20 protein-coding genes and 1 pseudogene are annotated in these 19,099 nt (G+C 28.7%); 8 read left to right on the top strand and 13 right to left on the bottom strand.

Annotation, left to right across the window (positions count from 1 at the left end; translation table 11 throughout):
* Window positions 1-20 precede the first annotated feature (20 nt).
* From gmhB to AT682_RS06090, 5 genes are read left to right on the top strand one after another with little or no spacing between them, the layout of a single operon-like run.
* Entirely contained in the window at window positions 21-581 is a 561-nt protein-coding gene (gmhB, locus tag AT682_RS06110; protein WP_002882953.1) for a D-glycero-alpha-D-manno-heptose-1,7-bisphosphate 7-phosphatase, read from the top strand.
* Entirely contained in the window at window positions 582-1,535 is a 954-nt protein-coding gene (gene rfaD, locus AT682_RS06105; RefSeq protein WP_002882954.1) for an ADP-glyceromanno-heptose 6-epimerase, read from the top strand. It abuts the gene before it with no gap.
* A complete protein-coding gene (gene rfaE1, locus AT682_RS06100) occupies window positions 1,528-2,913 on the top strand; it encodes a D-glycero-beta-D-manno-heptose-7-phosphate kinase (protein WP_002882955.1) in 1,386 nt (461 codons plus the stop codon). The genes rfaD and rfaE1 overlap by 8 nt, the downstream gene beginning before the upstream one ends.
* Window positions 2,910-3,470, top strand: coding sequence for a D-sedoheptulose 7-phosphate isomerase (gmhA, locus tag AT682_RS06095; protein WP_002869012.1), 561 nt, complete (start codon window positions 2,910-2,912; stop codon window positions 3,468-3,470). The genes rfaE1 and gmhA overlap by 4 nt, the downstream gene beginning before the upstream one ends.
* On the top strand, window positions 3,470-4,225 hold the full coding sequence (locus AT682_RS06090) for a glycosyltransferase family 25 protein (protein WP_002869013.1): 756 nt from the start codon (window positions 3,470-3,472) through the stop codon (window positions 4,223-4,225). The genes gmhA and AT682_RS06090 overlap by 1 nt, the downstream gene beginning before the upstream one ends.
* 6 nt (window positions 4,226-4,231) lie before the next feature.
* Here the strand turns inward: AT682_RS06090 and waaF are convergent, their stop codons facing one another.
* On the bottom strand, window positions 4,232-5,185 hold the full coding sequence (gene waaF / locus AT682_RS06085) for a glycosyltransferase family 9 protein (protein ID WP_002839071.1): 954 nt from the start codon (window positions 5,183-5,185) through the stop codon (window positions 4,232-4,234).
* Between the two features lie 58 nt (window positions 5,186-5,243).
* On the opposite strand from waaF, the gene AT682_RS06080 reads away from it, so the two are divergent.
* The gene (locus AT682_RS06080) at window positions 5,244-6,071 is read left to right on the top strand and encodes a glycosyltransferase family 2 protein (RefSeq protein WP_002869015.1); all 828 of its coding nucleotides are present in this window, start codon (window positions 5,244-5,246) and stop codon (window positions 6,069-6,071) included.
* Here AT682_RS06080 and AT682_RS06075 read toward each other — a convergent pair.
* Genes AT682_RS06075 through AT682_RS06050 form a run of 7 tightly spaced genes read right to left on the bottom strand, consistent with a single transcriptional unit; the run spans window position 6,063 to window position 11,522 of the window.
* On the bottom strand, window positions 6,063-6,896 hold the full coding sequence (locus AT682_RS06075) for a CatB-related O-acetyltransferase (RefSeq protein WP_002882959.1): 834 nt from the start codon (window positions 6,894-6,896) through the stop codon (window positions 6,063-6,065). The two genes, AT682_RS06080 and AT682_RS06075, sit on opposite strands and share 9 nt — an antisense overlap.
* Window positions 6,884-7,549 carry an acylneuraminate cytidylyltransferase family protein gene (locus AT682_RS06070; RefSeq protein ID WP_002869017.1) on the bottom strand — a complete coding sequence of 222 codons (666 nt, stop codon included), beginning with the start codon at window positions 7,547-7,549 and terminating at the stop codon, window positions 6,884-6,886. Before AT682_RS06070 ends, AT682_RS06075 begins: the two co-directional genes overlap by 13 nt.
* Window positions 7,546-7,878: a hypothetical protein gene (locus AT682_RS09630; protein ID WP_016818192.1), complete on the bottom strand. Its 333-nt coding sequence runs from the start codon at window positions 7,876-7,878 to the stop codon at window positions 7,546-7,548. Before AT682_RS09630 ends, AT682_RS06070 begins: the two co-directional genes overlap by 4 nt.
* Window positions 7,875-8,492 (bottom strand): glycosyltransferase, encoded by a 618-nt coding sequence (locus AT682_RS06065; protein ID WP_016818193.1) that lies wholly within the window; start codon window positions 8,490-8,492, stop codon window positions 7,875-7,877. Before AT682_RS06065 ends, AT682_RS09630 begins: the two co-directional genes overlap by 4 nt.
* Entirely contained in the window at window positions 8,485-9,609 is a 1,125-nt protein-coding gene (neuC, locus tag AT682_RS06060) for a UDP-N-acetylglucosamine 2-epimerase (RefSeq protein ID WP_002882962.1), read from the bottom strand. Before neuC ends, AT682_RS06065 begins: the two co-directional genes overlap by 8 nt.
* A complete protein-coding gene (gene neuB, locus AT682_RS06055) occupies window positions 9,606-10,646 on the bottom strand; it encodes an N-acetylneuraminate synthase (protein WP_002882963.1) in 1,041 nt (346 codons plus the stop codon). Before neuB ends, neuC begins: the two co-directional genes overlap by 4 nt.
* On the bottom strand, window positions 10,647-11,522 hold the full coding sequence (locus tag AT682_RS06050; RefSeq protein ID WP_002882964.1) for an alpha-2,3-sialyltransferase: 876 nt from the start codon (window positions 11,520-11,522) through the stop codon (window positions 10,647-10,649).
* Window positions 11,523-11,610: 88 nt separating this feature from the next.
* Between AT682_RS06050 and AT682_RS09410 the strand changes: the two are divergent.
* A pseudogene (locus tag AT682_RS09410) lies at window positions 11,611-12,506 on the top strand (glycosyltransferase family 2 protein).
* On the opposite strand, the gene AT682_RS06040 reads toward AT682_RS09410, so the two are convergent.
* The 5 genes from AT682_RS06040 to waaC are packed head-to-tail and all read right to left on the bottom strand — an operon-like array spanning window position 12,478 to window position 18,208.
* Complete coding sequence (locus tag AT682_RS06040; RefSeq protein WP_002882966.1) at window positions 12,478-13,539, bottom strand: beta-1,4-N-acetylgalactosaminyltransferase; 1,062 nt, start codon at window positions 13,537-13,539, stop codon at window positions 12,478-12,480. The pseudogene AT682_RS09410 and the gene AT682_RS06040 overlap by 29 nt on opposite strands.
* 43 nt (window positions 13,540-13,582) lie before the next feature.
* Window positions 13,583-14,755: a glycosyltransferase family 2 protein gene (locus AT682_RS06035; RefSeq protein ID WP_052802058.1), complete on the bottom strand. Its 1,173-nt coding sequence runs from the start codon at window positions 14,753-14,755 to the stop codon at window positions 13,583-13,585.
* 3 nt (window positions 14,756-14,758) lie between these two features.
* The gene (locus tag AT682_RS06030; protein WP_002883269.1) at window positions 14,759-16,306 is read right to left on the bottom strand and encodes a glycosyltransferase family 2 protein; all 1,548 of its coding nucleotides are present in this window, start codon (window positions 16,304-16,306) and stop codon (window positions 14,759-14,761) included.
* Window positions 16,303-17,190, bottom strand: a complete 888-nt coding sequence (htrB, locus tag AT682_RS06025) for a lipid A biosynthesis lauroyl acyltransferase HtrB (protein ID WP_002883268.1) — start codon at window positions 17,188-17,190, stop codon at window positions 16,303-16,305. Before htrB ends, AT682_RS06030 begins: the two co-directional genes overlap by 4 nt.
* Window positions 17,180-18,208 (bottom strand): lipopolysaccharide heptosyltransferase I, encoded by a 1,029-nt coding sequence (gene waaC / locus AT682_RS06020; protein ID WP_002883267.1) that lies wholly within the window; start codon window positions 18,206-18,208, stop codon window positions 17,180-17,182. The genes htrB and waaC overlap by 11 nt, the downstream gene beginning before the upstream one ends.
* Before the next feature lie 65 nt (window positions 18,209-18,273).
* On the opposite strand from waaC, the gene AT682_RS06015 reads away from it, so the two are divergent.
* Entirely contained in the window at window positions 18,274-19,068 is a 795-nt protein-coding gene (locus AT682_RS06015) for a 3'-5' exonuclease (protein ID WP_002883266.1), read from the top strand.
* Window positions 19,069-19,099: the final 31 nt, after the last annotated feature.

Here is a 19,099-nt window from a genome sequence, read left to right as displayed (position 1 = left end):
ATCTTAAGAAATTAAAGATAATGTTTATTTTCTTTTTAAAAAAGCTATATTATAATGTTTTTATGAAAACAAAAGCATTATTTTTAGATAGAGACGGTGTGATTAATATAGATAAAAAATATGTTTATAAAATAGAAGATTTCGAATTTTGTGATGGAATTTTTGAACTTTGTAGATATTTTTTAGCTAGAAATTATTTGCTTTTTATAGCGACAAACCAATCAGGCATTGCAAGAGGATATTATAAAGAAAGTGATTTTTTTAAGCTTTGTGATTATATGCTTAAAGAATTTGCCAAGCAAGATATAAAAATTGATAAAATTTATCATTGTCCGCATTTAGAAGGTTGTGAGTGTCGCAAACCTAAAGCAGGCATGCTTTTAAAAGCAAAAGATGAGTTTGATTTAGATATGAAAAATTCTATCTTTATCGGAGATAATCTAAGCGATATGCAAGCAGGGTTAAATGCTAATATTGGCACTTTGGTTTTAGTAAATGAAGAAAAAAAAGAAGGTGATTTTTTTAGACAATTTAAAAATTTAAAAGAAATTTTGAGTTTTTTTAAAGAAAAGGACATTTAAATGAGAGTAGTAATCACAGGTGGTGCAGGATTTATAGGTTCGCAACTGGCTTTAAATTTGCAAGAAAAACATGAAATTTTAATCATAGATAAAATGCGTAGTAGTGCGACTTTTGAAAATGGAAATTTACAAAGTTTTGGGCATTTTAAAAATTTACTTGAATTTGATGGAGAGCTTTTTGCAGGCGATATTAACGATGAAAAAGTTTTAAAAAAGATTGAAGATTTTAAACCAGAGATTATTTTTCATCAAGCAGCAATTTCAGACACTACGGTTTTTGATCAAACTAAGGTTTTACAAACCAATTTAAATACTTTTAAAGACTTTATAGAACTTAGCATAGATCTTAATGCAAAGCTTATTTATGCAAGTTCAGCTTCGGTTTATGGTGATGCAAAAAGTCCACAAACCGTAGGTAAAGATGAAGAACCAAAAAATCCTTATGCTTTTTCAAAATTGATGATGGATAAGCTAGCGAAAAAATACTATGATAAAGCCCATTTAGTAGGACTTAGATATTTTAATGTTTATGGAAAAGGCGAATTTTATAAAAACAAAACCGCTTCTATGGTTTTGCAATTTGGCCATCAAATTTTAGCAGGAAAAAATCCACGCTTGTTTGAAGGAAGTGATCAAATTTATAGAGATTTTACTTATATTAAAGATGTTATTAGTGCCAATTTAATCGCCCTTGATTCAAAATGCGGGGTTTATAATGTAGGCAGTGGTAAAGCAAGAACCTTTCAAGATATAGTTGATATTTTGCAAAAAGAGTTAAAGACTGATTTGCCTTGCGAATATATCCCAAATCCTTATGTAAAATCTTATCAATTCCACACTGAAGCAAAGCTAGATCAAACTTGGGATTATCAGCCAAAATTTAGTCTTGAAGAGGGGATAAAAGATTATTTAGGCGAGATAAAAAGACTTTTTGAAAAGGAAGTAAATGCTTGAGTTTTTAAGTCAGCAAAAACCTAAAATTTTAATTATAGGGGATTTTATGGTGGATAATTACACTTGGTGTGATTGTTCACGTATCAGCCCTGAAGCCCCTGTTTTGGTAGCTAAAACTCTTAAAGAAGATAAAAGATTAGGCGGGGCTGCGAATGTTTATGCAAATTTAAAAAGCTTGGGAGCTGATGTTTTTGCGCTTGGTGTTGTGGGTGATGATAAGAGTGGGAAATTTTTACAAGAAAATTTAAAAGGAGAATTTTTGATCCAAAAAGGACGCAAAACCCCTTTTAAAAATCGCATTATGGCGCACAATCAGCAGGTTTTAAGACTAGATGAAGAAGATACAAGTGCAATTTTGCTCGAAAATGAGCTTATTGCTTTGTTTGATGAAAAGATTAAAGACTTTAAGGCTGTGGTTTTAAGCGATTATGCTAAAGGTGTTTTAACCCCTAAAGTTTGTAAGGCTGTGATAGAAAAGGCTAAGGCTTTAAATATCCCTGTTTTGGTTGATCCTAAGGGGAGTGATTTTAGTAAATATAGTGGTGCAACCCTACTCACGCCTAATAAAAAAGAAGCTTTAGAGGCTTTGAAATTTGAAAATTTAGAGGGTAAAAATTTAGAAAAAGGGATTAAAAAATTAAAAGAAGATTTTGCTTTGCGTTATTCTATCATCACTCTTTCAGAAGCGGGGATTGCACTTTTTGATGAGAATTTAAAAATCGCACCTGCTAAAGCTTTAGAAGTTTATGATGTAACAGGGGCGGGCGATAGTGTGATTGCCGTTTTGGCTTTTTGTTTGGCAAATGAAATTGAAATTTTTAAAGCTTGCGAACTTGCCAATGAAGCCGCAGCTGTTGTGGTAAGTAAAATAGGTAGTGTGAGTGTGAGTTTTGATGAGATTAAAAGTTTTAAGCACGTGGATTTTGAGAAAAAAATCAAAAGCAAAGAAGAACTTTTGGCACTTTTAAAACAAAATGATAAAAAGATCGTTTTTACAAATGGTTGTTTTGATATAGTGCATTTTGGACATATAAAATATCTTGAGAAAGCTAAAAGATTGGGCGATGTTTTGGTTGTGGGCTTAAACTCAGATGCGAGTGTGAAAAGCCTCAAAGGCGAGAGTCGTCCTGTAAATTCAGAGTTTCAAAGAGCTTGTATGTTGGCAGCTTTTTATTTTGTAGATTTTGTAGTAGTTTTTGATGAAGATACGCCTTTGGAACTTATAAGCTTTTTAAAGCCTGATATTTTGGTTAAAGGAGCTGATTATAAAGATAAAATTGTTGTGGGTGCGGATATTGTTTCAAAGGTTGAATTAATCGACTTTGAAGAAGGATTTAGTACAAGCAAGATCATAGAAAAAATAAAGGATAAAAAATGATAAGTTTAGTAGAAAAAGAATGGCAAGAACATCAAAAAATAGCTCAAGCCAGTGAAATTTTAAAAGGACAAATCGCTAAAGTAGGCGAACTTTTGTGCGAATGTCTTAAAAAAGGCGGCAAGATTTTGATTTGCGGAAATGGTGGAAGCGCAGCTGATGCTCAGCATTTTGCGGCTGAACTTAGCGGGCGTTATAAAAAAGAACGCAAGGCTTTAGCAGGTATAGCGCTTACAACCGATACTTCAGCACTTAGTGCTATAGGAAATGACTATGGTTTTGAGTTTGTTTTTTCAAGACAAGTGGAAGCTTTAGGAAATGAAAATGATGTTTTAATCGGTATTTCAACCAGTGGAAAAAGCCCTAATGTTTTAGAAGCTTTTAAAAAAGCAAAAGAACTTAATATGCTTTGTCTAGGGCTTAGTGGAAAGGGTGGTGGAATGATGAATAAGCTTTGCGATCACAATCTTGTCGTGCCAAGTGATGATACGGCTAGAATTCAAGAAATGCACATTTTGATCATACACACACTTTGTCAGATCATAGATGAGGGTTTTTAATGAAAGTTTTTATCATCAACTTAGAGCGTTCTTTAGATAGAAAAGAGCATATACAAAAACAAATTCAAAAGCTTTTTGAAAAAAATCTTAGTTTAAAAAATAAATTAGAATTTATTTTCTTTAAGGCTATTGATGCTAAAAATAAAGAACATTTGGAATTTAAAGATCATTTTCCTTGGTGGGGTTCTTGGGTGCTGGGCAGAGAGCTTTCTGATGGAGAAAAAGCTTGTTTTGCTAGTCATTATAAACTTTGGCAAGAATGTGTGAAGCTTGATGAGCCTATAATCATCCTAGAAGATGATGTGGAATTTAGCGATGAATTTTTAAATAATGGGGCAGAATATATAGATGAATTGTTAAAGAGTAAGTATGAATATATAAGACTTTGTTATTTAACACAAGGTAAAATGTTGAAGCTTAATGATAATTTTTTGTTTACTTTGGATAGTATTGGCGGAACACAAGGGTATCTTATAAAACCTATTTCGGCTTTAAAATTTATTGATAATTTAAAATTTTGGATTAAACCAGTGGATAATGTTATGGATATGTATTATTATAGTAAAGTTTTTACTATAACTTACACTCCTCTTTTACTAAAGACAACAGATATTAATTCCACTATTGAAGAGAGAAAAAAAGACAAAAGACCTATTTTTAAAAGAATAATTAAAGAAATTTGTAGGTTGTATTTTATTTATTTAAAATTTACATATAAACAAAAGGCAATAAAATTTTTAAGACGTGAAGTATAATTTTAATTAATTTAGAAATAGCAATTGTTTACTTACTTCTATGATGATTTCTGGTTTTAAATCTTTCATGCATTTGTGGTGTTTTAAAGGGCAGGTTTTTTGCATACAAGGCATACAAGCTAGATTTAAATGCACCCATCTTGCATTTTCATTTTGCCAAGGTGAAGTTTGAGTAAATTTCGTAGGGCCAAAAATAGCCACGGTTTTTACCTTATAAACCGCACTTATGTGCATAGGTCCACTGTCATTTGTGATGAAAAGATCGCAAAAAGCGATATTTTGACAAAGGGTTTTGATGGTAGTTTTATTGCAAAGATTTTTTACTTTTATGTTTTGTTCTTTTAAAATTTGATAAATTTCATTACAAAGTTCTTGTTCGGCTTTTCCTGCACCAAAGATTAAAATCTCATGACTTTGGCTGAAATTTAAAGCCACTTTAGCAAAATAACTCACATCCCATCTTTTTGCACTTCCAAAGCTTGCACCAGGGTTGAGTCCTAGAATTTTTTTACCATTTTTTAAGACAAGAGGGTTTTGAAATTTTAGCTTAAAGGGAAGCTTTAAGTCTTTAAAATGAGCTTTTATACTAAGTGAGTTTTCTATAAAATAAAGGTATTTTAAAACTTGATGTTCTTCTTTGTGCTTGTTTTTGTCAAAAAAATATCTTTGTTTCGTTTTAAGAATATGCAAGATAATCTTAGAAGAAAACGCAGACCTAAAAGCAAAGCTAAAATCGATTTTGCCAAGTTCTTTGCGTAAAGATAGGGCTTGTTTATAGCGAGATTGTTTATTTTCTATGATGATTTTAGAATTAGGAAATTCTTTAAAAAGTGCTGTGGAAACCAAAGAGCCATAAAGGATAAATTGGGCATTTTTAAAATGTTCTTTTATAGCGTATAAAGCAGGCGAAGCCATCACTGCATCGCCTAGCCAAGTGGGAAGATGTATAAAAATTTTCATAAATTTCCTAAACTTTGATAGAATTGTTTTTATTATTTTAACAAAATTTAGGAAAAATATGCCACAACTTTCGATCATAATCCCGCTTTTTAATTCTTGTGATTTTATCTTAAGAGCTTTGCAAAGTTGTATAAATCAGACTTTAAAAGATATTGAAATTTTGATTATCGATGATAAAAGTAAAGATAATAGTTTAAATATGGTTTTAGAATTTGCTAAAAAAGATCCAAGGATAAAAATCTTTCAAAATGAAGAAAATTTAGGCACTTTTGCAAGTAGAAATTTAGGAGTTTTGCATTCTAGTTCTGATTTTATAATGTTTTTAGATAGTGATGATTTTTTGACACCTGGTGCTTGTGAAATAGCGTTTAAAGAGATGAAAAAAGGTTTTGATTTGCTTTGTTTTGATGCCTTTGTACATAGGGTAAAAACCAAACAATTTTATCGTTTTAAACAAGATGGAGTTTTTAATCAAAAAGAATTTTTAGAATTCTTAAGCAAACAAAGGCATTTTTGCTGGTCAGTTTGGGCGAAGTGTTTTAGAAAAGATATCATCTTAAAAAATTTTGAAAAGGTTAAATTTGAAAAGGTTAAAATCGATGAGCGTTTGAGTTACGGCGAAGATGTGCTTTTTTGTTATATTTATTTTATGTTTTGCGAGAAAATAGCTGTTTTTAAAACTTGCATTTATCATTACGAATTTAATCCAAATGGAAGATATGAGAATAAAAATAAAGAAATTTTAAATCAAAATTATTATGATAAAAAGAAAAGTAATGAAATCATAAAAAGACTCTCCAAAGAGTTTTTACATGATGAATTTCATCAGAAATTATTTGAAGTTTTGGAGAGAGAGGAAGTAGGGGTGAAAAATAGATTAAAATAGATTAAAAATTTTTTTTGATTTTAGTTCTAAAATATCTCTAAAATAAAGTTTATTTGGATTATAGTAGGAAATTGATTTTTTTATGATTTTTTCTTCTAGTAGGTCAAGATATTGGTTTATTTTTAAATTAAGATCAATATCATAAAAATCAGCAAAATGATATCTCCACCATTGAATTTTTAATAATCTTTCTATTGTTTTTTCATCAAATCTATATTTGATAATTTTGGCTGGAATTCCTGCAACTATAGCATAAGGTGGTACATCTTTAGTAACTACAGCTCTTTGTCCTATGACACATCCAGTCCCAAGTGTGATACCCTGTTTAAGCAAAACATCTTTTCCTATCCAAACATCATCTTGTATAATTAAATGCGTTATTGATGAGCTTGGATTATGGTTAACTATAGGAAATGTTTTGTTGATGTGATTTTGGCAAGCATCGTTAATAAAACTATGATTTGTTTCATAGGTAAAACTTGCAGTGCTGATTCTATCTATAGGGTGTTGAAAGTTAAACATAGAAACCCCATCAGCAATTGAACAATACCTTCCAACTTTTGCATAATGAGGTAGAAAAGATCCGCTAAAAGAAAATGAACCCATTTCATGTAAGATATTGCTAAATTTAAAAGCACAATATTCTTCTATCCCCAGCCCCGCCGCACTCTCTAATTGATTGTTTTTCAATGGAATGGTTATAAAATCTTTGGTTTTTAGTCTTGAAAATCTTCTAGGATTTTCTATGTAAGTTTTTGTATAAATATTATATTGCTTTAATAAATTTAATATATTTTTATTGCATTTTAAGGTTATTTTTTCCATATCTGTTCAACCTTTTTTAAATCCTCTAAACAGTCAATATCTAAACTTGAGCTTTCATCCATTAAAAAATGCTTGGTTTTGTTTTGCAAAAAGCTAGGATTGTTTAAAAATTCTTTTATCTTTAAAATATAAATTGCACCATTGCTCATATAAGTTTTAGGCAATTTTTGCCTTGGCATAAAAGGATATTCATCATTACAAATCCCTGCTAAATCGCCATAATCATTACAAACAAAGGCTTTTAGAATTTTATTATCACATTCGCTTACGCTAATTAGGGCATTTGCATTGCTATTTTTATAAAGATTAAAAGCTTTATCAATATGAATATTTGTTCTTAGCGGCGAAGTGGGTTGTAAAAAAACTACATCTTCATAATCTTTGTAAAATTTTAGAGCATGTAAAAGCACTTTATCGCTTGTAGTATCATCTTGTGCAAGGCTAATTGGGCGTTTTAAAATATCAACATTTTGGCTTTTTGCATAATTTAAAATTTCATCACTATCACTGCTTACAACAACTTTACTAATGCTTTTAGCATTTAGTGCAGCTTTAATGGTGTAATAAATTAAAGGTTTATTATTTAATAAAACCAAATTTTTATTTTTAATACCCTTTGAGCCACCACGAGCAGGGATTATTGCTAAGCTCATTTTATCTCTCCTTGAAATTTCTTTAATATTTGCTCGATTACAGGGCGTTTTAGCATGGCAAAGTCTATTTTTTTAGCCTCTTTGCTCTTACGATGAAAGGTCTGAAATTCTTCTAAACTCAAGATATCTAAATATTGTTGGTAATCGTTTCGGCGGTATTTTAAGGCAGGAAAATGCCACTGAAGTAGGGGAGCTTGTAGTATTTTCACTCCTTGAGATAAGACTTGTTGCTCGGAGTAGAGTTCTTCTATAAGTCCCTTAGGATCTATCCATTGGCTTTTTTTTGAAACCCTTCTTTCTATAAAGCTACTATTTCTTCTTTTAATCAAGAGTTGATCCCCCCCCCTATGAATCCATAATTTCCACTATTTTGCACATAAATATTTCCATTTAAGATTATAAAATTAATTCTTGGGTAGCATAAGGCTTTATTTTCTTGATCAATCCTATAAAAACTCTTATAAAGCTTCTTGGCATCGTAGTAATGATCCACATCGATTTTTATAAACCACTCATCTAAGGGTATAAAAGATGCTGCCCAATTGTAATAAGAGTAAAGTTTATTTTCTTCATTTTTAGGATTTTCTAGATCTACTTTATAAGGATATTTTTTAGCAATGAAGTTGGGATATTGCTTGCAAAATTCTAAAATAAGCTCTTCACTCCCATCATCACAGTCGTTGTAAGCTATAATTCCTCTTTGTAAAGCAGGTAGTATACTTTCTAAAGAAACTCTTAGGGTTAAAGCTTCATTTTTAACCCTGATAAATCCCCAAGGATTAAGGGGTGATTTCACATCCTTAGCCTTTTCATCAAAGTCAAAAAAGCCCTTATGTTTTTTTCCATAGATGTTTTTATTTTCCTTAATGAAATGCTCATTATCTAAAACCAATTTTTTAGAAATCGAGTATCTTTTATATAAAGAAATGATTTTTTTAAGCATGTTTTATATCCTTAAAAACTTTTTGTGTGCTGAGTTTAAAAAATTCTCCGCTTAATAAATATTCAAAAAATAATTTTGAGCTATCTAAAATCTCTAACTTAGTGCTAAATAAATCTTGTTTTTTATGAATGGTGTTAATAGCTTTTAGTATTTCATCACTATTTGCATTAACTTTTAGTGTATTTTCATTGCCAAGTCTTCCATTTTGTCTTGAGCCAACTAAAATCCCTGCTGTTTTTAAGTATAAGGCCTCTTTTAAAATACAACTTGAATTACCTATTATAAAATCAGCATTTTTTAACAAAGTTATAAAATACTCAAATCTAAGCGATGGAAAAAGCTTAAATCTAGGATTGTTTTTAAGCTCTTCATAGCTTTGCAAGATTAATTCAAAACCTAAATCATTATTTGGATAAATAACAATATAATTTTTATTACTTTGTATCAGTGCTTTTACTAAATTATCTGCTTGATTTTTAATGCTAGTAATTTCAGTTGTAACAGGATGAAACATAAGCAAAGCGTAGTTTTCATAATTTATATCATAATATTTTTTTGCTTCATTAAGTGAAATTTTATTATTGTTTAAAAGTTCTAAATCAGGCGAACCTATGATAAAAATAGATTTTCCATCTTCTCCAAGCTGCATTAAACGCCTTTTTGCAAACTCATCATTTACTAAATGAATATGAGCTAGTTTTGATATAGCGTGGCGTAAGCTATCATCAATAGTTCCTGAAATCTCTCCACCTTCAATATGTGCTACTAAGATATTATTTAATACTCCAACAATAGCTGCTGCTAAAGGCTCGATTCTATCTCCATGCACTACGATTAAATCAGGTTTTAGCTCATTTACATACCTTGAAAATCCATCAATTGTAGTAGCTAAAGCCTTATCAGTTTGATAATATTTATCATAATTTATAAATTCATAAATATTTTTAAAGCCATTTTTATAAAGCTCTTTAACTGTATAGCCAAAATTTTTGCTTAAGTGCATTCCTGTTGCAAAGATGTAAAGCTCAAATTCGCTTGAGTTTTGCACCCTATACATTAAAGATTTAATCTTAGAATAATCAGCCCTAGTACCTGTTATAAAAAGGATTTTTTTCACGCAAAATCCTCATAGCTTAACTGAGTATCATTTTCTATATCTCTTAATGCTTTTTTGCCTAAAATATTTTCAAATTCAGCCGCACTAATTCCACCAAGTCCAGGTCTTTTAACCCAGATATTGTCCATAGATAAAACTTCGCCTTTTTTAATATCTTTAATACTAACTACGCTTGCAAAGGCAAAATCAATTGTAACTTGTTCTTGCTTAGCTGCTTTTTTGCTTTCATTATTTCCTCTCATTATAGCCATTTGCTCACTTTGTATAATAAGCTCTTTTAAAGCCTGTGTATCCATAGAACAAACTATATCAGGGCCACTTCTATGCATACTATCAGTAAAATGTCTTTCAAGTACGCAAGCTCTAAGTGCAACTGCACCTAAACACGCAAGATTATCTGTTGTGTGGTCGCTTAAGCCTACCATACAAGAAAATTCTTTTTTTAATTCAAGCATAGCGTTTAATCTTACAAGATTATGCGGGGTTGGGTAAAGATTGGTCGTGTGCATTAAAACAAAGGGAATTTCATTGTCTAATAAGATTTTTACAGTTGGTTTTATACTTTCAATACTATTCATTCCTGTGCTAACTATCATAGGCTTTTTAAAGGCTGCTATGTGTTTAATAAGTGGATAATTATTACACTCACCTGAACCAATCTTAAAAGCACTAACTCCCATATCTTCTAAGCGGTTTGCACCTGCACGAGAAAAAGGTGTGCTAAGATAAACAAGACCTAATTTTTCTGTGTATTCTTTAAGTGCTAGCTCATCTTTATAATCCAAAGCGCATTTTTGCATAATCTCATAAATGCTTATTTTTGCATTACCAGGAATTACTTTTTTAGCGGCCTTACTCATCTCATCTTCAACGATATGGGTTTGATGCTTTATAATCTTAGCACCTGCGCTAAAGGCTGCATCTACCATAATTTTAGCTAGTTCTAAACTGCCATTGTGATTAATGCCTATTTCAGGTACGACTAAGGGTGCTTTTTCTTCACTTATGATTATATTTTGTATTTTTATTTCTTTCATTTATTTTCCTTTGAAATAATGCTTTATATCGCTAGGTAATTTTAATAAATCTTTTATCAACTTGTAATAAATATTTTCTTTAATTTTTATTTTTTTAAAATTAATATTTTTTGTAAATTTTCCATAAGCCTCACTAGAAGGTATGAGTATATCTTTAGTATAGTTATTTTTTTCTTGTATGATAAAATTTGAATTTAAATTTGGTGCTAGTTCTATAAAATTTGCTAAAAGACTGTTAGGACATAAACAATATAGCTTTATTTCGTAAGTTTTTTCTAGAAATTCTAAAGCTTTTATATCTGTATTTTTACTATGTCCGATATAGTGTGAATTATCATTTTTAAAATTAGGAGCCAATTTTAAAAGATTTTTTTGTTTGGTATCAAAAGCATACCCCCCCCCATTATCATAAAAATCAATTCCAGAAAGATAAATTTCTTTGTATCCTAGGGCTATGGCTACTGTGCACATATAGACCCCTGAGGTAATTCTTTGATTGAAATAAATTTCGTGAAATTTAAAATAAGCATTGAATTCTTTAAGTTGTTTGAAAAAATCATATCCCAAATGAGCATCAGGAAAATAATCGTAAAAAGTTTTTACAAAATTTTCATTTTCTAGATGAGCTTGGTTGTAATTAGAACACATAATTAGTTCGATCTTATATTCTTGATTTTGGATTAAATGTTTTAAAGTGTAGTATTGTTCAAAAAAAAGACTAGGATTGTAAAATACTGCTTTGCATTTTTTACCAAGATAGTATTTATCTTCAAAATAAAATTGATTACATCTAAATACATCAAAATCATTTGGTAGTCTTGAATAATCAATTTCTTTTAAACTTGGTCCATTTCCAGAAATAATAACTTTTTTCATGATTATTTTCCATCAAGATTTATTTTTAACGATTTTATCAAAATAGATTTTATGTTATAATTAAATTATAATAAAATAAGGAATAAATATGTTTAAAATTTCAATCATCTTACCAACTTATAATGTGGAACAATATATAGCAAGGGCAATAGAAAGTTGTATCAATCAGACTTTTAAAAATATAGAAATAATTGTAGTTGATGATTGTGGGAGTGATGAAAGTATAGATATAGCTAAAGAATATGCCAAAAAAGATGAAAGAATAAAAATAATTCACAATGAAGAAAATTTAGGTCTTTTAAGAGCTAGATATGAAGGAGTTAAGGCAGCTGGGGGGGGGATATATTATGTTTTTAGACCCTGATGATTATTTAGAACTTAATGCTTGTGAAGAATGTATGAAAATTTTAAAAAACAATGAAATAGATTTATTATTTTTTTAATGCATTTGTATTGGAAAATAATAATAAAATAGAAAGAAAGTTGAATTTTCAAGAAAAATGTTATGCAAAAAAAGATTTTTTAAAAGAACTATTAAAAACTAAAAATTTATTTTGGACAGTGTGGGCAAAAGTTATAAAAAAAGAATTATATCTCAAGGCTGTTGGTTTAATATCGCTAGAAAATGCTAAAATAAATATGGCTGAAGATGTTTTATTATACTACCCTTTGATAAATATTTCAAATACTATATTTCACTTGAGTAAAAATTTATACAATTATCAAATAAATAATTTCTCTATAACCAAAACATTAACATTGCAAAATATAAAAACAAATATACAAGAACAAGATAATGTTCTATATCTTCTAAAGAAGATGCAATATAATTACAATTTTAACTTAACTTTGCTTAAATTAATTGAGTATTTTTTATTAATTGAAAAATACTCATTATCAAGCAAGCGAAATGTTCTTTGTTTTAAAATCAATATTTTTTTTAAAAAAATCCAATTTAAATTTTATCGCTTGCTGAAGATGTAAGCTTTTCGTACACTTTTTTTAATGTTTTGTATTCTAGCATTTTAAAATCTATTTGATTTTTTAATTTTTCTTTATAATTTTTAATAAAATCATCTAAGCTAACCCAATTTAACTGCTTATAATCATTTTTTCTATAATTTTTTATAAATGGAAAATGATAATTATTAAGTTCTGTAGTAAAATAAATTCTATTTCTAACTTTTAAAATTTCATATGATTTTGCATTCTCTATATTATTTTTTGCAGTATTCCACTTAAATGTATCATCTTCAATAAGTATTTCTTTCCAAAATAAGTTAGTGTTTTGTATTGCTAAACAATCTCCAGGAGCTTTTAAAATCTCCCCCTCCTTATTCCGATAAACATAAAATTTTTCTTCATTAAATATAAAATCTATCCTAGAGTAACTAATTACATGATAATTTTTTCTAGGTATATAAAAACTCTTATATAATTTTTTTGCATCATAATAATGATCCACATCTATTTTTATAAGCCACTCATCTTTTGGTATAAAACTTGCAACATAATTATAATAGCTATAGAGTTTATTTTCTTCTGATTTTGGGTTTTGAATTTGAATTTCATAAGGATATTTTATTGGTATAAATGAAGGATATTGTTTGCAAAATTCTAGAATTATTTCTTCACTTCCATCGGTACAATCATTATATCCTATAACACCTCTTTGGATAGCAGGCAATATACTTTCAAGAGAAGCTTTTAAGGTAATAGCTTCATTTTTTACTCGTATAAAAGCCCAAGGATTCAAAGGAGATTTTGGATCTTTAGATTTTTCATCATAATTAAAATATCCTTTATGCCCCCCCCCTCCTGTAATAGCTTTATTAAGTTTAATTAAATCTTCATTGTTGTATTTATTAATTTGTATAAGAATTTTTTTTGGTAGATAAGAATCGATTTTATCTCGTTGTATGTTTTTTAGTAAAAATGTTTTTTTTATTTTATGTCTAATTTTTCTAAAAGGAATGAATAAGCAAATTATTTTCACAAAGTATGATTGAAATAGCATATAAAATATTTTCTCCTATAATTATAGTGATTATACCTAAAAATTAATTAATTTTTTTTATTTTTTGCCAAAATTTCCAAATATCGTAAGGAAGTTTTGTTTGAATAAAAGGCTTAATTAAAACTAATTGTTCCTTTAAATTTAAAGGATCTTTTTTAAATTTTTTAATCATTAAAGCTTTTTTGGCATAGCAAGGTAAAAATGTTTCTTTTATAGCAAGTGCATTTTCGCTTTTTTGATCTTTAAAAAATTCTATCAATTTTAAAGCAGTTGTAACCCTGCTTGCTGCTTTTAAATAATTTTTTGCTTCCTTAGCGTTTTCCCCGAAAGTTTCATATATATCTTTAAAATACTCTGACACATTTGCTTTTGTAATCTTCTTATCATGATTTGATATACTGTTTGCTCTTAAACGGCATAAATACAACTTTTGTGATAAAACATAAATTTTATTAGCACTAGCAAACAAAATTATCCCAAAGTGTATATCTTCATTGATAATAAAATTTATAAATTTAAGTTTAATTTTCTTTAAAAAATTAAAATCAATCATTCCATTCCATCCAAAAGAAATATCTCTAGATCCTACACTTAATGCTCGATTTGCATATTCTTTTGGAGTGATTATACATTCTTTTTTAAAATCAAAAATTTCCATCCTTGTTTTTTTGTGCTTATTTTTTATATTGTCTTCATAGGTGCAATCATGGTCAAACCACAATACATCCACATTTTTCATTCTTATAACACATTCTTCTATGCAGTTTAACTCCCAATAATCATCACTATCTAAAAATATAATATAATCTATATTAGGATAAGTAAAATTAGTTAAATCTTTTTCATTATTAAAAGCTTGAGAGCTTTTATATGCTTTATATATATTATAAGGATTATTACCATCCAATTGAAATTCTATTAAAGAATTTTCTTTTATATGTTGAGTTTTGTTTTTTAATTTATACTCCCCACTAAAGTATTCTATACCTACATTTCTAGCTGAACTTAAACCCCCATTTTTCTTATCAAAAAGTATAAATCTTTCATCTTTTAAAGTATATTCTTTGGCTATATTGAGTGAGTTTTCATCTGTACTACCATCATTTACAAGTATGATTTCTAAGTTAGTATAAGTTTGATTGATGACGCTGTCTAAACATTCTCTCAAATATTCTTCTACGTTGTATATTGGTATAACTACACCTATTTTCTTCATGTTTTATCTCCAAGAAATTTTTTTATTTTTGATGGTATCTAAATAAGTTTGATGATTGCTTTCGAGCATTTTTTTGCTATTTTCTTCATGATAAATATGATAAGCAATAGCTTTAAATTTTAAGCGTCTAAAAATGCCTTTATTAAATAAAAATCTAGCCACAAATTCACTATCTTCTCTACCCCAACCAATAAAATTTTCATTAAAACCATCAAGTTCATCAAAATCGGCTTTAAAAAAACTCATATTGCAGGTTTTACTTCCCTTTATTATTTCTTTGGTATTAAAAAATTTTTGATCTATTTTTGAAATTTTATAGATAATTTTGGCTAAAAAAGAATTTTTATAGCTTTTAAAATCTTTTTTACTAAAAGCTAAACTATAATCATCATTTTTTAAGATTTCTTCGCTTTCATTTTTATTTAAAATTACTCTTGAACCTTGTAAAATTACTTTGCGTTTCGCAAATTCGAAATGATTTTTTATAAAGTCTTTTTCTAAAATCATATCACCGTCAATTAAAATTATATATTCACTTTTAGAAACTCTAATGGCATTATTTCTATTTTTTGCAGCGCGAAAACCCTCATCTTCTTGCCAAATGTGTTTTAAAGAGCAAGGAAAATCTTTTTGATATTCTTCAATAAGCCTTGCTGTATCTTCTTTGCTACCATCATCTGCGATTAAAACTTCATTGGGTAAAAAGGTTAGATTTTTAACACTATCAAGCACTAATTTAAGGCGTTCTTTTTGATTATAGGTTGTTATTATTAAAGCACAAGTTTTTGGCTTTTGCTTTTGAAGTTCATATAATTTCATATATTTAAAAAAAGTCCCTAAGGCATTGCAAACGCTGATCGTAAAGCCTTGATAACCATACAAAAAGCCATTTTTTAAAAAATAATTTCTAAAAAAAGTCCAAAAAGCTCTTAAATTTGCTTTTAAAACACCACTTTTTTTATGTATATTTTGTTTTGCCCAAAGGCTTGAGTAGTACTGCATTTTATTGATTAAGTGAGAAATATCTCTAAAAGCATAATGCCTTAATCCATTTTTAAGATGAATTTTTTTAACATTACTTGGTAAAACAAGGCTTTCATGCACTAAATTATCATTAAAACGAGTGAAATTTTTATTAAAAATTCTTAAAACATAATCAGGCGACCAACCACAAGCCTTTATCCATTCGCCTTTATAGAGATTTTTCCGACTAAGTGCGATGATATTATCTTCTTGAAGTTCTAAATTTTTAAGCTCTTTAATACACTCATTTTCAAGTACTTCATCAGCATCAATGCTTAAAATCCAATCATTTTTTGCATAGCTTAAAGCAAGATTTTTTAAAGCTCCAAAACCTATAAAAGCACTGTGGTAAATGTACAAATTAGCAAAATCTTTTTTAAATTCATTAGCTATATTTAGGGTATTATCACTACTTTCATTGTTAAGTAAAATAATTTCATCAAAATCTTTTAAAGAATTTAAACACTCAAGCAAGGTTTGCTCTGCATTTTTTACGATGATAATAACGCTTATTTGCTTTAGATTCATTTTGCATCCTTGTAAATTTCCTCATTATAACTTGCAAAGCGTCTATGGAAAAAAAAGTATTCCCAAGGTCTTTTTTTAATCATTTCTTCGCAACTTTGTGCTTGATAAAGTGTCAGTTCTTCTAAACTTGCATTTTGAGAATCTTTTGCTTTAAAAAACTCTATGCAAAATTTACCATCTTCTTTATAGGCATAAACAGGGATGATCAAAGCATTGCTTCTTTGTGCGATAAGGCTTGCTCCCATTTGATAATTCACTTCTTTGTTAAAAAATTTTAATCTTACGCTTTCGTTTTCTACGCAGTCTTGATCGGTTAAAATTCCCAAAGCTCGCTCTTTTTTTAGAGCACTTAGCATTTGTCTTATACCGCCTTTTTTGTCGATAAGTTCTATGTCAAATTGGGTGCGACTTTGGCTTAAAATTTCATACATAACTTCACTTTTTAACTTTTTTCCCACTATGGAGATCGCACCATATTTAGCTGCATAAGCAAGGCTTAAAATTTCCCAGTTTCCATAGTGTGCAGTTGTGAAGATAATAGGACGCTTTAAAGCTAGAGCGTCTGTAAGAAAATTTTCATTGATAAAATTTACTTTATTGAGAATTTTTTCCTTGGTGGTGTTTTGATTTTGCAAACAATCAATTCCAAATTGAGCAAAATTTTCATAAATTTTCAAAGACAATTTATCTCGTTCTTTTTGAGTGTATTGAGGGAAGCAGATTTGCAAATTTGTATCGATGATTTTGCGATGTTTTTTGTTAAGATAAAAAGTGATTCTTGCTACAATCAAAGCTAAAAAATGCAAGATACACTCAGGCATAAAAGTAACAAAAAATTTCAAAATATAATAAAGACTAAGATATATTCTATCGCTATTTTTCATTAAGTAAGCCTTTGGCAAGTTTGAAGATATCTCCTTCTTCTATACGCGTGATACAAAAATCACTTTTATCGATATGCTTGGCATTTTGGATTTTTTTACCTGCATCAATGATTTTATTGATATGGGTTTGAAAAGCATTGCGGTAGCTTGGTGTTGCACCAAAAATCGTAATAGATGCTTTGTTTAAAGCAAAAGCTAAATGTGTTGGACCACTATCATTTCCTATGATAAGATCCACCATTTTTGTAAAAGCCATTAACTCTTCAAGGCTAAATTTTGGCGCTAATTCTATATGTGTTTCATCAATACCACTAAGATTTAAAACCTCTTTGGCAAATTCATATTCTTTTACATTTCCCCAAGCGAGCCAAATTTTTGCTTGTTGAAATTCATTGATTAAAAGTTTGCAAAGTATAGCAAGTTTGGTTTTAGGGTAGATTTTATTTTCTACACTTGAACCCACATGTATAAGTATGTTTTTTTCGTTTTTACCGAGCTTGAGTTTATTGTTTAAGAGTTGTTTTAAATTTTCATCTACATTGAAAACATCTTGTTTAAAGGCTAAATTTTTGACATTAAAATCAGTATTTAACATAAAGGAGGTAAGACTTAAGTATCTTACAAATACATTTTCATTGTAATCTAACTCAAGTTTTTGGTTGTAAAAATTATGAGCAAAACTTTCTTTAAGGCTATTTTTATCAAAACCAAAATTATTTCTACTTAAAATTCGACTTATAATAGCAGATTTTATAAGCCCTTGTAGATCTATTACTGCATTATAGTTGTTTTTTTTTGCTTTAAGAAGAATTTTTAGGCTTTTCAAAATTTTTTTGTCTTTTAAGGGCAGGGCATAGAGTTTGTTTATTAAAGGATGGTTTTTAAGTATGCCTTCAAATTTTTCATCTACAAACCAATGAATTTCTATATCTTTTTTAAAATTTTTGATAAATTGCAAAACCACGGCACTTTGGATAATATCACCAAGTGCTGATAAACGAACAATTGCTATTTTCATTAAAAGCCTAATATTTTAAAATTTTTGCTATGATTTTAGCGAAATTATTTAAAAAAAGGTTAAAAATGGCAAAAAATGAAGGTTATATTTGTGTTTTTGATTGTGAGAGTGTGCCAGATGTTGAGCTTATCCGTAAAACTTTAGGTTTTGAAGGAAGTGATTTGGAGGTAAGTTTAAAAGCACTTCAGTGGCAAAAAGAACAAAGCGGGAGTGAGTTTTTGCCTTTGCCTTATCATAAAATCATCAGTATTTGTGCGGTTTTAAGTGATAATTTTGGAAAATTTATCAAAGTAAATAAAATTGATGGGCAAAATGAAAAAGAAATGATTGAGAATTTTTTCAATTTTATAGAAAATTATGAGCCAAAATTAGTCAGCTTTAATGGTAAAAATTTCGATATGCCTGTTCTTGTTTTAAGGGCTTTAAAATACAATTTAAAAGCAGCAACTTATTTGGATACTCAAAGCGATAAATGGAATAATTATAAAACAAGATTTTCAGAATTAAAACATTGCGATTTGTTGGAATCCTTAGGATCTAATGGGCGTGGAATAAAGCTTGATACACTTTGCTCTATGGTGGGTTTGCCAGGAAAATATGATGTGCATGGCGATGAGGTGATGAAACTTTTTTATGAAAATGAACTTGAAAAAATCCACGAATATTGTGAAAGTGATGTTTTAAACACCTATATGCTTTTTTTAAAATATGAACTTATTAAAGCTAATGTTAGTGAAGAAGATTATGTTGATTTTCTTTCTTATATGAGAGATTTTTTGCGTTCAAAAAAATCAGATCGTTCTTATACAGAAGTTTTTGCAAAAGCTTGTGAGAGTGAAATTTCAAAAGTTCGATCTTAAGTATTTAAGAAAATATATTAAAATTTATTTT

Source organism: Campylobacter jejuni, assembly GCF_001457695.1.
GTDB classification, from domain to species: domain Bacteria; phylum Campylobacterota; class Campylobacteria; order Campylobacterales; family Campylobacteraceae; genus Campylobacter_D; species Campylobacter_D jejuni.
Note: the sequence above shows the minus strand (reverse complement) of the source record. Positions and strands in the feature narration are given on the sequence as shown.

Coding starts and splice junctions, on each gene's coding strand:
- gmhB (WP_002882953.1), top strand. CDS start 21: ATGTTTATTTTCTTTTTAAAAAAGCTATATTATAATGTTTTTATGAAA.
- rfaD (WP_002882954.1), top strand. CDS start 582: ATGAGAGTAGTAATCACAGGTGGTGCAGGATTTATAGGTTCGCAACTG.
- rfaE1 (WP_002882955.1), top strand. CDS start 1,528: ATGCTTGAGTTTTTAAGTCAGCAAAAACCTAAAATTTTAATTATAGGG.
- gmhA (WP_002869012.1), top strand. CDS start 2,910: ATGATAAGTTTAGTAGAAAAAGAATGGCAAGAACATCAAAAAATAGCT.
- AT682_RS06090 (WP_002869013.1), top strand. CDS start 3,470: ATGAAAGTTTTTATCATCAACTTAGAGCGTTCTTTAGATAGAAAAGAG.
- waaF (WP_002839071.1), bottom strand. CDS start 5,185: ATGAAAATTTTTATACATCTTCCCACTTGGCTAGGCGATGCAGTGATG.
- AT682_RS06080 (WP_002869015.1), top strand. CDS start 5,244: ATGCCACAACTTTCGATCATAATCCCGCTTTTTAATTCTTGTGATTTT.
- AT682_RS06075 (WP_002882959.1), bottom strand. CDS start 6,896: ATGGAAAAAATAACCTTAAAATGCAATAAAAATATATTAAATTTATTA.
- AT682_RS06070 (WP_002869017.1), bottom strand. CDS start 7,549: ATGAGCTTAGCAATAATCCCTGCTCGTGGTGGCTCAAAGGGTATTAAA.
- AT682_RS06065 (WP_016818193.1), bottom strand. CDS start 8,492: ATGCTTAAAAAAATCATTTCTTTATATAAAAGATACTCGATTTCTAAA.
- neuB (WP_002882963.1), bottom strand. CDS start 10,646: ATGAAAGAAATAAAAATACAAAATATAATCATAAGTGAAGAAAAAGCA.
- AT682_RS06050 (WP_002882964.1), bottom strand. CDS start 11,522: ATGAAAAAAGTTATTATTTCTGGAAATGGACCAAGTTTAAAAGAAATT.
- AT682_RS06040 (WP_002882966.1), bottom strand. CDS start 13,539: ATGCTATTTCAATCATACTTTGTGAAAATAATTTGCTTATTCATTCCT.
- AT682_RS06035 (WP_052802058.1), bottom strand. CDS start 14,755: ATGAAGAAAATAGGTGTAGTTATACCAATATACAACGTAGAAGAATAT.
- AT682_RS06030 (WP_002883269.1), bottom strand. CDS start 16,306: ATGAATCTAAAGCAAATAAGCGTTATTATCATCGTAAAAAATGCAGAG.
- htrB (WP_002883268.1), bottom strand. CDS start 17,190: ATGAAAAATAGCGATAGAATATATCTTAGTCTTTATTATATTTTGAAA.
- waaC (WP_002883267.1), bottom strand. CDS start 18,208: ATGAAAATAGCAATTGTTCGTTTATCAGCACTTGGTGATATTATCCAA.
- AT682_RS06015 (WP_002883266.1), top strand. CDS start 18,274: ATGGCAAAAAATGAAGGTTATATTTGTGTTTTTGATTGTGAGAGTGTG.